The following is a 14,823-nucleotide window of genomic DNA, read 5'->3' as shown; positions in this document are numbered from 1 at the left end:
GGAAGCCGTTCGCCCAGTCAAAGCCATTATTGCAGGCGACGTTCCGGCCGGCGCGGTCAACGCCGGTCATTGGAAGCAGTGGCTGTCGGCCTGACCGTAAAGATAGTAGTTATGTAGTCATACAATTTCAGCGATTTTTTCCCTCATTCGGACGGCATCCCGAAAGCAAGATTTTCGAGCAATTCCACCCTCCCACACCCCGTACGTAGCTGGTTTTGATCGTGCTAGGGTGTCTGCCGAAGCCGAGACGTTAGTTAAGGGTTCGTTAATGCTTTGCCCGGCGTGTCAGATGGAGACGTTGGCGGACGACAGGGTCTGCCGATCCTGCGGCGTCAGCTTTTCCGTCATCTGTTCGAATTGCCAGCACCCCAACCTTGGCGCCGCGCGGTTCTGCGGCGCCTGTGGCGATCGCCTCGACCAGCCGCAAGCGCTCGGCGAGCGCAAGGTCGTCACCGTTCTGTTCGCGGATATCGTCGGATCGACCGAACTGATCGGCGACAAGGACCCCGAGCACGCGCTCGATACCCTTCCTCCCGCGCTGGCCCGGATGGGAGACGCCGTCAATCGCTTCCAGGGCACCATCATGCGCAGCATGGGCGACGGGCTGATGGTGATCTTCGGCGTCCCCCAGGCGCAGGAGGATCACGCCTTGCGCGCCTGTCAGGCCGCGCTGGCGATGGTGCAGTCGTCACGCGAAAACGGCATCACGCTGCGGGTCGGGATTCACTCCGGCGAGATCGTCGCCGGCCTGCCGGACAAGTTCACGCGGGAGCAAAGCGTCTACGGCGCCGCCGTGCACCTCGCCAGCCGTCTGGAGCATATGGCTCAACCCGGCGATATCTGCGTCACGGAATCGACGTTCAAGCTGGTGCACTCGCATTGCGATGGCCGTCCGCTGGGCCATCAGGACGTCAAGGGATTTCCGCGGCCGATCGGAATCTACCGGCTGGTCGGAATGAAGGCGTCGCGCACCCCGTTCCGGGATGTGGTGATCGGATCCTATCGCGGGCGCGACGCAGAACTCGCGGTGCTGCATGACGCCTTCGCCGGAGCCGAGCGCGGCACTGGCAAGGCGGTTGGAATCTCGGCACCGCCCGGCCTTGGAAAGAGCAGGCTGTGTTTCGAGTTCGCCAGGGTGGCGAGGGATCGCCTGGTGCCGGTGCTGGAACTCAGGGCATCGCCTTATGACCATTCCGGGCCGCTGCAGCCGCTGGTGGAATTCTTCCGGACCTTTTTCAGGCTTGCTTCCACGGACAATCCGGAGACCGCGCGTTCGAAGATTGCTTCGCGGATCGAAGCGACCGTTCCCGAACTGATCGACGACGTTTCGATCCTGGCCGACTTTCTCGGCATTGGCGATGCGGCGTCGCCAGCGCTGATGCTCGATCCCAAGACAAGGCACGCGAGGCTCGTGAATCTGGTTTCCAGCCTGGTGCGCGACGGAACGCGCACGCCCTCCGTGATCATCGTCGAAGATATTCACTGGCTAGACGAGGCGAGCGTCGAGTTCGTTTCGGCGCTGGTCGATATCATTTCGGTCAGCCGCGTCTTGCTCATCCTCACCTATCGGCCGACCTTTCTGGTGCCGTGGACCGATGGCGCCGGATTTCACGAAATCCGGCTCGATGAGTTGCGTGACGAGGATGTGTCCGCGCTGACCGCGGATCTGATTGGCGATCATCCGTCCATCCGCACGATCTCCGAGCGTATCGTCGAACGCAGCGGCGGCAATCCGTTCTTCGCCGAGGAGTTGATCCGCTCGCTGGTCGATGCGGGTGAGCTTGATGGCCGGCCGGGAGATTATGAAGCGATGGGAGCGCCGTTGGCGGAAACGCTGCCGGCAACCGTGCAAACCGTGATCGGCGCTCGCATCGATCGTCTCCGTCCGGCGGACAAGGAGGTGCTGCAGATCGGCGCGACGATCGGACGGGAATTTCCCCTCTCGGTTCTGGCCGAAGTCACAAGGTCGACGGCCGACGATCTCGCCGACATTCTCGGCAGATTGTCGCGCGTCGAACTCGTTCAGGGTGTGGCGTCCGAAGACGAGCAGGATCGGTTCGCCTTCAGGCATCCTCTGATTCAGGAAGTCGCCTATGCCATGCAGTTGCGCACCCGCCGGGTCGAACTGCATTCGGCGGTGGCGAAGGCGCTCGAACGGTTTCATCACAATCAACTGAGCGAATACGCCGATCTGATCGCGTACCATTACGAAGCCGCGAGGAATTTTGCGGCGGCCGCCGACTACGCCGCGCGCGCTGCCACCTGGATTGGAACCACCAATTCCCGGCTGGCGCTGAAGTCGTGGCAAAAGGTTCACCTTTTGCTGCAATCCCAGCCGCGTTCGCGCGAGACCGACCGGCTGCGCCTGAAGGCAAACCACCAGATCCTGAATTCGGCATGGCGGGAGGGCATCAGCGCCGAGGAAGTCGCGCCCTTTGCCAGCGAAGCGCTCGACCTAGTGCGGGAAATGAAGGATTCCGTCTCGGAGGTGCTGACGCTCGTGGTGTACGGCCGAATTTCCGCGTGCACTGGTTCGGCGGACGACTACGTGAAGCAGGTTCTGCAGGCCATCGATCTGTCTGATGCCGCCGAGCCAAGCGTCAGGACGCTCCTGCAGGTTTTCCTGTGCCAGGCCTGTGGATACGCCGGAAAGCTGAGGGAAGCGCTTCAGGCCAGCGAAACGGCGCTGGCCCACATCGGAGATATCAAGAAGTCCCACGAAGCGCTGATCGGCTTTAGTGTCGAAAGGTGGGTTGAAAGCCTTCGCGCCCGGCTGCTGGTACGCGTGGGCAATTTCGCCGCCGCGGCGCAAAGCATCGCCAAACTGACGTCGAGCGAAGGAGATCATCCGGAACCGGCCGTTCAGTTCATTCCGCATCTCGCCGGAGTCGAACTGGCCTGGCTCATGCACGACGAAAAGCTTGCCGACCTACACTGCGTTCGCATTGACGAGATCGCCACGAGCAGCCGCATTCCCTATGTCGCAGTCTACGCGGCCGTCTGCAAGGCGCTGGTCCTTTCCTTGTCCGGCAATCACGTCGCCGCGATACAGAAACTCGAATCGGCCATCCGGCTTGCGACCGAAGCCTATGCGGGAATGGAATATCAAAGCGAAATGCTCGCCTTCCTCGCCGAAATCCATTTGAGGAGCAACAGCCCGACGGCTGCCTTCCGGGTCGCCGAAAGAGGAATAGCGGTCGCAAGGGAGCGCCATGCCCGGCTCGCGGAATGCCGTTCCACGATCATTCTCGCGCTCGTGCTGAGCGAAGGAAAGTTGAGCCATCCGAACTACCAGGCAAGCGATCTGCTGACGCGCGCGCGCCGTCTCATCGAGGAGACCGGCGCGCTGCCTTACGAGAGCCTGCTTGCCGCGGCGCAGCCGTCCGCGGTTTCCTGCGGATGAGCAGCGTGAACTCGCGCAGGCCGTAACCCTTGAGCAGGCGGACGCTGCAGTCCAGTTCCTGCCTGCAGAAGGCGATCCAGCGTTCCGGCGGGCTGCGATAGAGTTCATCCTCGGCCGCCTTGTCGTCATGCGGCAGCATGAAGTTGACGGCGAAGCCGACCCGGCTGCAGGCCTTCAAATCCGATAGCATCGTTTCGACATAGTTCTCCCAATCGGTCGGGGGATGGCCGAGCCGGACATTGAATGTGCCGCTGGCGAGCGCGTAATCGGCCATGCGGCCGCACGTGGAGCCGACGACGAATTCCGCGCGGCGCCGGCCGGTCCAGCGCGCGCGCGCCGCTGCGATCATCGCAGCCGAGATGTCGATGCCGCGATAGGCGACCTCGGCTTCGGCGTGTCGCATGGCGAGAAATTCCAGCAGCGCGCCATAGCCGCAGCCGAAGTCGTTCAGGCTGAAGGGCGTCCTGAAATCGCAGACCTTGAGCAACTGGACGAACCGCAGATATTGCGAGACGGCGTTCGGCCAATCGACCCCGCGCGGGGTCGGGCCGTGACGTTCGATCGTTCCCGAATAATATTCGCGAACCCTGGCGCGCAGCCGGCGCATTCGCCCGCTTCGGGCTATTTCTTGCGCGCGCCCGCCTTGGGCCGGTCCGACCGCACGGTCGGCACCGAGATCGTGAGATAGTTCTTGCCTGAGAAGGTGAACGGCTGGTCTGTCGTCACGTGAACGATGCCTTTGGGCGACTCCGCCGGATGCCAGTCGAAATAGACCGGCAAAGGCCGTGGGCATTCGAGGTTTTCCTTGAGCGAAGCCAGGATCTGATCGTGGCCGCTCAGATTCGACGGCTTTCCATTGACGTCTGCCTTCGCTTTCGTCAGCGAATACAAATATTTCAGGAAACCATCGCGGTCCTTCTCGCCGACCGGCGCGATGTTGAGCAGCGTGAATGCGCTTCTGAGTGTATGCGGCGATGAGAACAGCTTGAATTCCTTCTGAAACCCGATCATCTCGGTCAACGCATCGCCTGTCGCGAATCTGGAATTCAACTGCTCCTGAACGTGAGGGACATAGCCGTCGGCGACGAACGCACCCATTATAAACCTCCTGAAAAGCCACTCGTGAAAAGCTCATGTTAGCCTGCTTCCGCGCGTTCGGCCAGACGCGAGCGGCGGCGGGCGGATACTGCGACCAAATGGGCGGTCGTAAGCTATGAACCAGTTCACATAATTGCTTCGCCGGTCGCGTCGTGCATGATGGGGAGCCGCGCCAATTGCCGCCGCGCCGGGCCCCTCCAACCAGCGAAACCTGATGCGTCTTCCCTTCTTCTACGGCTGGCTGATCGTTGGGGTGACCTTTGTCACCATGGCGATCGGCGTCAATGCGCGGACGGCGTTCTCGCTGTTCTTTCCGCCGATCATTTCCGAGTTCGGATGGGAGCGCGGCGTCACCGCCGGCGCCTTCTCGTTCGGCTTCGTGGTTTCAGGTGCGGTCAGTCCGCTGATCGGGCGCATGATGGACCGCTTCGGGCCGCGCGGGGTGATGGAGCTCGGCGTCGCCCTGATGGGCGGCGGGCTGTTGCTCGCGCCGCTGACGACGCAGCCCTGGCATCTCTATCTCACCATCGGCGTGATGGTCGGCGCGGGCAGCGTGTGCCTCGGCTATTCCGGACAATCGCTGTTTCTGCCGAACTGGTTCATCCGCCGGCGCGGACTTGCCATGGGGCTCGCCTTTGCCGGCGTCGGCATCGGCTCAGTGACCTTGCTGCCTTGGGTGCAGCATATGATCGAGCAGACCGGCTGGCGCACCGCCTGCACCGCGATGGGCATTCTGGTGCTTGCCGTACTCGCGCCGATCAATCTCCTGCTGCGCAAGCGCCCCGAGGATGTCGGCTTGCTGCCGGATGGCGACGCCGCGCCGTCGGCGACATCGGCCGCGCCACGCTCGAACATCGTCGATCCGGTGTGGGCCAATACCGACTGGACACTGCGCCGTGCGCTGCGCACCGCGCGATTCTGGTGGATCTCGCTCGGCTATTTCTGCGGGCTCTATATCTGGTACGCGGTGCAGGTGCACCAGACCAAATTCCTTCTCGATGTCGGCTTTTCTGCCAACGTGGCGGTGTGGGCGCTCGGCGTCGTCAGCCTGCTCGGCATCCCCGGCCAGATCTGGCTCGGGCATCTCTCCGACCGGATCGGGCGCGAATGGATCTGGGCCATCAGTTGCTTAGGCTTTGCGATCTGTTTCGCCGCGCTGATCGCCCTGAAATTCGCGCCGGTGTTGCCGCTGGTCTATCTCATGATCTTCACCCAGGGCGCGCTCGGCTATGGCCTGACCTCGATCATGGGCGCGGTCGTGCTGGAAATCTTCCAGGGCAGGCAGTACGGCAGCATCTTTGGCACCATCATGCTGGCGGCGCTCGCCGGCGGCGCGGCAGGCCCGTGGGCGACCGGACTACTGTACGATCTTTCGGGCAGCTACACTTCAGCCTTTGCGATCGGCATTGCCGTCAGCATCCTTTCGGCATTTGCGATCTGGCAGGCCTCGCCGCGCAAGGTGAGGGCGGTCGCGGGACAAATGCACAAGGCGCATGTGAGAAGCGACGCGGGCTAGGGTGTTTACTCATAAAGCGAGAGATGTCTGCTTTGAGGCTAAAGCAGACATGCGCTGGTCATCCCGGTATTTCTCTTTTTGACCCTGAACGGACATTCGGTGGGCATACGCCGCTGCTTTCGGGAAAGGTTCTGGAGTTGCCAGTCTGTCCCCATGCGGGGCGAGGTACCGGCCCGTTTTGCCCCCCTAGTGGCCTGATTTGATTTTTGCAGTGGCCTGTTTTGGCCGCTATCCTGAGCGCCATGAACCGCTGGGTATTACTAGCAGCCGTCGTGATCCTTGGAGCGCTCGTTGCGGCGTGGCCTTTCCGATACAAAGAATACGGCGTCGACCATAGGAATCGCATCACTGGAGCGTGGTGCGCCTCAGTTTCGAGCTGCTGGTAAGGCCGCCTCAGTTGGCGGCCTCTTTCATGTCGCATGTTGGACTTTTCGGACCTGACAGGCTCGGCTGGCGACGTCCGTTCTTGAGAGTAAAGCTGACTGCCCAGTAGCGCGCTCGTACTTCTGAGTTTGACCCATTGCAGAAGTGATACTCGACGTGAGCAACTCCCTAATGCGGACAAAGTTTGCGGCATGCTTGAGTTCATATCCTCTCGGGGAGGCGGCTATGTGCTGCATGGTATTGCGTTGCTTCGCCACAATGGCGTTTGCTTGTCTCGTTGCGACGCCAGTAATTGCCGAGGGGGCTAATTTGCCGGCACCTACTTACTCTCCCTGGACCAAGTTCTGCTTGGGCAATACCTGCTTTACCGGGAGAGACGGCCGCTTGAACGTTATCGGCAGGGACGGCCGCTCGAACGTTGACTGTGGACCGGTTGTAGCGGCTGTGCTCACCGAGCAAAACGGAGACACGAAAAAAACACTGCGCGTCACCCTGCCGACCCGGGTGAGCTTGGAGCGTGGTGTTCGCATCATCATCGATCAGGGCCAGGCAATCGAGCGGCCCTATGTGAACTGCTTTGCCAACGGTTGCATGGCCGACTATGACGCTGGAGCGGAATTGGTTGATCAGCTCAAGCAAGGGCGGATGCTCGTTCTCGAGGCGATCGACAAAGCCAATTCGCCGATCAGCCTGACTGTACCGCTTGTCGATTTCGCCAAGGCCTACGATGGACCCTCTCAAGAGCCGAAAGTGTTCGAGGAGGTGCTTTCAGCAGAGGAAATGCAGGCGAGATCGGACCGCGAGAAGCACGCCGAAGAGGAGCGCACAGTCCTGTGCGAAGCAAGGTAGCAGTCGCTATCGTCTTCTTTTGATCAACCGTTGCCTTTAACCCCATGCCATTGGCCACCGTCAGCATGGAATTACTGGGATCATCCCGATTTCCGCTCATGGCCCGAAACGGACCAACTGGGCCGGTCTGACGATGTCCGTTAATCCGGGGAAGAGCGGAAGTGGTTGGCGGGCGGTCTGACGACGCGTTTGACCCTTAGCGGACTTGCGGGCGAACGATGGCGTGATAGCCTATGCATCACAACCAAAAGAGGTTCGAGATGACACCGAAATCGCTGGCAGGGTCTTTTTGGATTATTGCGGTCGTACTTGCCGCAACCAACTTTGGCGCCAGCGCGGGCGACGATTCCGCGCGCGGCCGATCTAACGATGTCATCAAGTCGCGGCCCGCTACAGTTTCAAACAATGCCCAAAAGTATCGGCCGAAGCTCGGTTGCTTTGCGACCGGAACTCGCGATACGTCTGGTAATCTCCAAACGGTTTGCTGACTGGTTTCGAAGCGGCCTTAGCTGGCGGCCTCTTTCATTTGCCGATGTGATCCCATGGCTTGTGGCACTAAGCAGACATACTGAAGGCCCGCCCGGATGTCCGCTTCCAAGGGCAATAGGGACAAGTCTATCGGCATTCCGGATTTATGAGTACACGCCCAATCTCGTAGCATTCTCAACCACGGCTCACCGAGAACGCGCTTCAACGTCAAACGTCTTTCGCACCACTTCCGCCCCGTCTCTGATCACACGGTAGGTCGCGGCGTAGCGGCCGGCAGGCCACGCGGCCTCGGTGCGTTTTTTCCCGGCGATGACGAGGAACTGCGCCTTGTCCCGGTCGAGCGCGGGAAGGCTGTTGGTCGAGACGGAAGCGCCGCCCGGGCCTTGCACCGTGAGCGACTGCTGGTCGCCGGCCTGCAGGCCGATGGCCCTGACATAGGCGACGAGTGAATCCGAAGCCGGCGTGACGGGATGCTTGCCGATTTCGCCTGATTCAATCAGCTCCATCGTCGGCGCGGTACCGGCAAAGCCGTAATCGATGATTTCGCGGGGGCGATACTGAATCTGTTCGCCAAGGGAAGTTGCCCAGATCGATCGGCCACCGCCGCAGGAATTTTCAGGCGCGCCATAGGCGAAGGGATCCACGATCTTTCCGCCATACCGCACCGTAAAATGAAGATGAAAGAATTCGGTATCGCCTGATAGCCCGACCAGGCCGATCGGCTGTCCGGTCGCGATCTGATCGCCAGGCTTGACCCGGACGCTGCCCTTGGCCATGTGGCAATATTGCGTGCGCCAGCCGTCCGCATGCTCGATGAGGACGCCGTTGCCGCATTCCTTTCCGGCGATCGCGGCCTTGCCCACGGTCTTGACCGAAATGTCTTCCATGTCGTTTCGCCCTCCGATGACGCGTCCGGGCGCCGCGGCGAGCACCTCCACTCCCTGTTTTTGTATCTCCAGGGTCCGAATCCTGATGTCGGTGCCGTCGTGCCCGTCATAGCTGCGTCCGCCGCAGCGATAGTCGCGCGCCTTGTCCGAGGCATCGTGATCGACATAGTTCTGAAAGAAGCAGCTCACGCCCGGCTGGCACTTGATGGGTAGCGCGAGCGAGATGGCTTCCTCGGCCCCGGCGTCGATCGCGCCGGCAAGACACAGCGAAATCAAGATCAGATATTTGAAACGACGCGTGCGTCGGTGCGCGGAATGTGTCGAATGCATGGTATCGGCGTTCACAGGCATCCGCTCACGCTAGCGATTTGTCATGACTTTCGCGAGGCGGATATCTTCGGCTCAGGCCGATGAAATTCCCATCGCCCGCTGCAGATCGCCGATGGCGCGAAAAAAGCTCTCGGGCGGCGTGGTCTCGGGATCGATCAGGCGGTGCAGACGAAAGCCGTCCTCCAGCGCCAGCACCAGCGCGCCGGCCCATGTCGGATTGAGAATGGTCGTCCGGCCGCTGTTCCTGGCGGTGGTCTCAATGATGTCGGTGACAAGTTTTCGCCGGGCGCGCAGCCGCTTGGCGAGTTCGGGCCGGCGCTTTTCGGCGCGCGCCACGAACAGGATCATTTCCATGTGCAGCAAAGGAGAGCGGCCGAGCGGATCCTGCTGGCTGCGGTTCATGGTCTTTAGCGCCTCGATGAAATCCGCGAGATTCTTGTGCTTCTCAAGCAGATCGCGGATCCGCCCGATCGATTGCTCGACGTGATCCTCGAGCATGGCGATGATCAGTTCGTCCTTGCTCTTGAAGTTCGAATAGAACGCCCCGCGGGTGAAGCCGGCCGCCGCCGCGACCGCCTCGATGCTGGCGCCGCCGATGCCCTGTTCCTCGAACACGCGCGCCGCCGCCTCGAACAGCTTTTCGCGGGTGTCGTCCCTTGTGGGTCTGGTTCGCACTCTTGACATCTGGCCAGTTTAGGCGAGAATGCAACTCAATACAATAATGTATCGAGTTTCGATCGATCGGCCCCGGGGAAGACGCGCTGAACTGCGCATAGCAACCAGTTGAGGTCACCATGAACGAGCATGTTCAGACTGCCGGCAGTGCGCCGTTGTTCAATCCGCTGGACCCGGAATTCATCCGCAACCCCTATCCGCATTACGAGCGAATGCGCAGCAAAGACCCCGTCCACCTGACGCCGCTCGGCGTGTATGTCTGCAGCCGCCACGCCGAGGCCAGCCTCGTGGTCCGCGACAAGCGGTTCGGCAAGGATTACGTCGAGCGCACCATGCGCCGCTACGGCCCCAAGATCATGGACGAGCCGGTGTTCCGCAGCATGAGCCACTGGATGCTGCAGCAGGATCCGCCGGACCACACCCGCCTGCGCGGGCTGGTGGTGAAAGCCTTCACCGCGCGTCGGGTCGAGGACATGCGCCCGCGCATCCAGCAGATCGTCGACGAGACGCTCGACCGCATCATCCCGCAGGGCAGGATGGACCTGATCGAGGATTTCGCGTTCCGCCTGCCGGTTACCATCATCTGCGATATGCTCGGAATCCCCGAGGAGCATCGCGAGGTGTTTTACACCAATTCGCGCGACGGCGGACGCCTGCTCGATCCGGTGCCGCTGACGCCGGAGGAGATTCAGCAGGGCAATGCCGGCAATGCGATGGCCGCGATGTATTTCCAGCAGATGTTCGAGCTGCGGCGGAAGACTCCCGGCGACGACCTGATCACGCAGCTGGTGCAGGCCGAGGAGGACGGCAGCAAGCTCTCCAACGAGGAACTGACCGCCAATATCATTCTGTTGTTCGGCGCGGGCCACGAGACCACCGTTAACCTGATTGGCAACGGCCTGCTGGCGCTGTACCGCAATCCCGACCAGCTCGCGCTGCTCAAAGCCGGGCCCGAGCTGATCACCAATGCGATCGAGGAATTCCTGCGCTATGATTCCTCGGTGCAGCTGACCGGCCGCGTGGCGCTGGAAGACATCGAAGACCTCGGCGGCAAGCGCATCCCGAAGGGCGAGAGCGTGTTGTGCCTGCTGGGCTCGGCCAACCACGACCCGGCGGTCTATCCCGACCACCCGGAGCGGCTGGATATCACCAGGCCTAATGTCAGGCCGCTGTCCTTTGGCGGCGGCATCCATTTCTGCCTCGGCGCTCAGCTGGCGCGGATCGAGGCCGAGGTCGCGATTTCGACCCTGCTTCGGCGGATTCCGGACCTGCGGCTGGATGACGCTGTCAATCCGGAATGGCGGCCGACCTTCGTGCTGCGTGGCCTGAAGCGCCTGCCGGCGAGCTGGTAACGGCGGGGCGCGCCGGTCTTGAGCCCTCGGCTCCAGTGATTCGCGCCGGATGGGGCGCCTGTCAGTATGCCGCTGTGACTCCGCCACACTTCTCTCTATATTCCGGACTGCTCCGGGGCCGGGTTCGGCGTAGCGCGGCCTGCGCGCCGGGGCGGTTCAAGGGGAGATACCGTGCAGACGACGCTGCTCGGCCTGGCTATCGCCTTCATCGTTGCGCTGATCGCCGCACTCGTCGGGCCGTATTTCATTGACTGGAACCAGTTCCGGCCGCAATTCGAGGCCGAGGCGACGCGGATCGTCGGTGCGCCGGTCCGTGTCGGCGGCAAGCTCGACGCGCGGCTGTTGCCGGCGCCGTCGCTGCAACTGCGCTCGGTCGTGGTCGGCGGCGCCAACGATCTCGGCAAGGTACGCGCCGACAAGCTCGACGTGGAATTCAGCCTGGGCTCGCTGATGCGGGGCGAGGTGCGCGCCACCGAATTGACCATCAACGGCCTGTCGCTCGACCTTGGGCTCGACGCAAAGGGGCGCATCGATTGGCCGGCATCGATCGGGACGGTTAATCTGGGCTCGCTGGCGATCGACCGGCTCAATCTCACCGGCCGCATCGCCCTGCATGACGCAGCCAGCCGGTCGACGCTCGAACTCAACGATATCGCCTTCAGCGGGGATGTGCGTTCGCTGGCCGGCGCGGTCCGCGGCGACGGCAACTTCATGCTGTGGGGGGCGCGTTACCCGTTTCGCATCTCCTCGGGGCAGGGCCCCGATGGCAACGGCACCCGCGTTCATCTCAATATCGATCCGGGCGAGCGTGCGCTGCTGGCGGATCTCGACGGCGTGCTGAATTTCGATTCGCGCAGCCCCCGCTTCGAAGGCGCATTGACGCTGGTCGCCCCGCCTGGCCAGAAGGGAAGAGGCAACGACCCACCATGGCGGATCGCGGCGAAGGTCAAAGCCGATTATTCGGCGGCGCGGCTCGAACAAATCGAGGCGAGCTTTGGCCCCGAGGAGCGCGCGCTGAAACTTGCAGGCAACGGCGACATCCGTTTTGGTTCGGCGCCGCTGTTGCGTGCGGCGCTGTCCGCGCGCCAGCTCGATGCCGACAGGTTCTTCACCAAGGACAATGCCGCTGAGCCGGTTCGCGCGCTGCCGGCGTTGCGGGCGCTCGCCAGCCTCGTTCCGCATCTACCGCTTCCGGCGCAGATCGAGCTGGCTTCCGAGCAGCTCATGCTGGGCGGACGTCCTTTGCAGGATATCTCTGCCGAGGTGCATGGCGACGACAAATCCTGGAGCCTGCGAAGACTGGAGTTTCGCGCGCCCGGCGCAACCCGGATTTCGCTCAGCGAGGCTGGCGCGAAAGGCATCGCGCCGGATCGTTTCAAGGTCGCGCTCAGCGTCGAATCGTCCGATCCCGAGGCGTTCCTGACCTGGGTGCAAGGCCGCGGCGACACCACGTATCGCAGCCAGAAGCCGCTTCGGCTGCGCGGCGATGTGACGGTCGCGCCCGAGGGTTTTTCCATCGACGGCATGAAGGCCGACATCGAGGGCGGCACGGTCGAGGGGCGGGTGTTGGTGTCGCACAAGCAAGCCATTCATGGCTCCCGGGTCGAGGCGGAACTGAAAGCGGAACGTCTCGATCTCGATGCCGCCACGGCCTTTGTGAAGTCGCTAGCGGGGCCGCAAGGCGATTGGCCGGATGAGGGAAAGCTTTCGCTGGATGTCGGCCGTGCCATCTCCGCCGGACAGGAGCTTAGTCCGCTGCTCGCCAGACTGGCATACTCGCCGGCAAAACTGTCGCTCGAGCAGTTGAAGATCGGCCAGCTCGAAAGCGTCACGCTGGACGGCGCGGGCAATTTCGATCGCGTCAGCGCCACCGGCTGGTTCGCGCTCAATTCGAGCGCGGCTTCGCTCGGCCAGTTGACTGGCCTGATCGTTCCTCTTTCGCCGGCGCTGGCCGCCCGGCTCAATGCGATGGGGGCGAGCCCCGGCCCGGCGCGCCTGAAACTGGCGCTCGATCTCACCAGGAATGCCGGACAGTCCGATCGCGTCCAGGCGCGCGCCACAGCCGATCTCGACTCGGCGCTCCTCAAGGGCGTCACAACGATCACCGCAAAGCCAACCGTCGCGGCCATCCAGGACATCGATCTCGCCGCGCTGCGGAGCAGCGACGTCGCGATCGAATCAAAATTGTCGTCCGAGCTGGGCCGCGGCTTGCTTGTCCTGCTCGGCTTCGATCGAGCGGTGGCGGCGGGCGACGGCCCGGCGCAATTCGAGGGCAGCGCGACAGGCGCGTGGGGCGGGCCGTTGCGGCTGAAGGCCAGGATCGCGGGGACGGGCCTCGAGGCCGAAGCGGAAGGCTCCGCCGAACCATGGGCCCAGGAGGCCAAGGCCAGTCTCTCGTTGAAAGTCGGCCGCGCCGATTTCGGGCCGCTGCTCAATCTCAAGCCGGCGGATACGCTGGCGCAGAACATCGGCTTGTCTTCGCGCGTGCAACTCACCGGCAACAGGCTGATCTTCGACGACCTCGACAGCAGTGTCGGCGGTTCGCGCCTGCGCGGCAGCGTTTCGGTGACGCTCGGCGAGGAGAAGGAGATCGAGGGCGAAATCGGCGCCGAGCAGCTCGCGCTGGCGCCGGCCTTTGCGCTGGCGCTCGGCGCCGCCGGACACGACGCCGCCGAGCCGCTCGGCACCGGGCTCGCGAAAGGCTGGCGCGGCAGGATCGCGTTTCAGGCGCTGCGCGGGCTGCTGCCTGGCGGAAGCGAATTGCAGCCGGTGAGCGGGGTGGTCAAGAGTGACGGCCAGTCGCTGAGCTTCGATGCCATCAAAGGCAAGATCGGCGGTGGCGACGTCACCGCCAGTATGGACGCCAAGCCAGGCGCGAACGGCATTGCGTTGAACGCCAGTGTCCAGTTCTCCGGGGTCGACGGCACGGCGCTGCGCTATCGCAACCTCACGATGCCCGCCGGCCGCGCGTCGATGCAGATGACGCTGACGAGCCAGGGCCGCAGCGCCTCGGCGCTGGCGGGCGCGCTGTCCGGCAGCGGCACTTTGACGCTGGAGGCCGCGAGAATTTCAGGCCTCGATCCGCGCGCCTTCGAGGTGGCGGTCCGCGCCAATGACAGCGGGCAGGTCAAGGACGATGTCCGACTGAGGCAGATCGTCGAAGCCGCTCTGCCGGTCGGTGCGCTTGCGGTTCCTTCCGCGCAGATCCCGTTCACCGTCCGGGACGGCCGGCTTCGCGTCGGGGCCACGACGCTGGACGGCAATGGGGTGCGGGCCACCGTCTCCGGTGGATACGATATTGCCGCCGATCAGGCCGATATCCGCGCCGCGCTTTCCCTGACGATGACGACCGGGCGTCCGGAGATTCAACTGCTTGCGGTGGGCACGCCCGACGCACTGAACCGCAGCGTCGACGTTGCGCCGTTGGCGTCGTGGCTGGCGGTGCGCGCGATCGATCATGAAACCCGGAGGCTCGATGCGATCGAACGCGGCGAACCGCCGCCGCCCGCACCACCGCCGATCGTGCTGCCCGCGGATGGACAACCGCCGATTCCGGAAGCCGCGCTGCCGAGCGCGCCGGCGACCCAGAAGGGCGGCCGCGATCCACGCCGGCCTCCCGCGAAGAAGGCGGTGGCGCCGCGTCCGCCGACCGCGCCCGTCGTCAATGCGCCGCCGGCGCCCGTCGCAGGCCAGCCGCAGGTCGCACCGCTGCCGCCGCCGATCGACGTACGGCCCGCGCCGGGCCCCGCCGCCAAGCCGAAGCTGCGTCCGCCACTGGCGCTGACGCCGCAGGTCGCCAATCCACCGCCGCGTTCGAATTAGCTCGAAGCGCGGCCCCGT

The 14,823-nt window shown here is 63.4% G+C and carries 9 protein-coding genes; 5 read left to right on the top strand and 4 right to left on the bottom strand.

Going from position 1 to position 14,823, the window contains the following annotated elements; translation table 11 throughout:
* The first annotated feature begins 289 nt into the window (after nucleotides 1-289).
* Nucleotides 290-3,403 (top strand): adenylate/guanylate cyclase domain-containing protein, encoded by a 3,114-nt coding sequence (locus ACPPVP_RS35155; protein ID WP_426528141.1) that lies wholly within the window; start codon nucleotides 290-292, stop codon nucleotides 3,401-3,403.
* On the opposite strand, the gene ACPPVP_RS35150 is transcribed toward ACPPVP_RS35155, so the two are convergent.
* The gene (locus tag ACPPVP_RS35150) at nucleotides 3,327-4,010 is read right to left on the bottom strand and encodes a methyltransferase domain-containing protein (RefSeq protein WP_426528140.1); all 684 of its coding nucleotides are present in this window, start codon (nucleotides 4,008-4,010) and stop codon (nucleotides 3,327-3,329) included. The genes ACPPVP_RS35155 and ACPPVP_RS35150 overlap by 77 nt on opposite strands.
* A gap of 14 nt (nucleotides 4,011-4,024) precedes the next feature.
* Nucleotides 4,025-4,501 (bottom strand): hypothetical protein, encoded by a 477-nt coding sequence (locus tag ACPPVP_RS35145; protein ID WP_426528139.1) that lies wholly within the window; start codon nucleotides 4,499-4,501, stop codon nucleotides 4,025-4,027.
* A 214-nt stretch (nucleotides 4,502-4,715) separates the two neighbouring features.
* On the opposite strand from ACPPVP_RS35145, the gene ACPPVP_RS35140 reads away from it, so the two are divergent.
* Nucleotides 4,716-6,017: an MFS transporter gene (locus tag ACPPVP_RS35140; protein ID WP_426528138.1), complete on the top strand. Its 1,302-nt coding sequence runs from the start codon at nucleotides 4,716-4,718 to the stop codon at nucleotides 6,015-6,017.
* 768 nt (nucleotides 6,018-6,785) lie between these two features.
* Nucleotides 6,786-7,250: an invasion associated locus B family protein gene (locus tag ACPPVP_RS35135; RefSeq protein ID WP_426528137.1), complete on the top strand. Its 465-nt coding sequence runs from the start codon at nucleotides 6,786-6,788 to the stop codon at nucleotides 7,248-7,250.
* Nucleotides 7,251-7,924: 674 nt separating this feature from the next.
* Here the strand turns inward: ACPPVP_RS35135 and ACPPVP_RS35130 are convergent.
* A complete protein-coding gene (locus ACPPVP_RS35130) occupies nucleotides 7,925-8,971 on the bottom strand; it encodes a M23 family metallopeptidase (RefSeq protein ID WP_426528136.1) in 1,047 nt (348 codons plus the stop codon).
* A 57-nt stretch (nucleotides 8,972-9,028) separates the two neighbouring features.
* A complete protein-coding gene (locus tag ACPPVP_RS35125; RefSeq protein ID WP_426528135.1) occupies nucleotides 9,029-9,640 on the bottom strand; it encodes a TetR/AcrR family transcriptional regulator in 612 nt (203 codons plus the stop codon).
* A gap of 110 nt (nucleotides 9,641-9,750) precedes the next feature.
* Here ACPPVP_RS35125 and ACPPVP_RS35120 point away from each other — a divergent pair, with 110 nt between their 5' ends.
* Complete coding sequence (locus ACPPVP_RS35120) at nucleotides 9,751-10,983, top strand: cytochrome P450 (protein WP_426528134.1); 1,233 nt, start codon at nucleotides 9,751-9,753, stop codon at nucleotides 10,981-10,983.
* Between the two features lie 171 nt (nucleotides 10,984-11,154).
* Nucleotides 11,155-14,805, top strand: coding sequence for an AsmA-like C-terminal region-containing protein (locus ACPPVP_RS35115; RefSeq protein ID WP_426528133.1), 3,651 nt, complete (start codon nucleotides 11,155-11,157; stop codon nucleotides 14,803-14,805).
* Nucleotides 14,806-14,823 lie beyond the last annotated feature (18 nt).

The sequence above is a fragment of the Bradyrhizobium sp. McL0615 genome (assembly GCF_049993905.1).
Classification (GTDB): Bacteria; Pseudomonadota; Alphaproteobacteria; order Rhizobiales; family Xanthobacteraceae; genus Bradyrhizobium.
The sequence above is the reverse complement of the archived record's forward strand: the minus strand, read 5'-3'. Positions and strand labels throughout refer to the sequence as shown.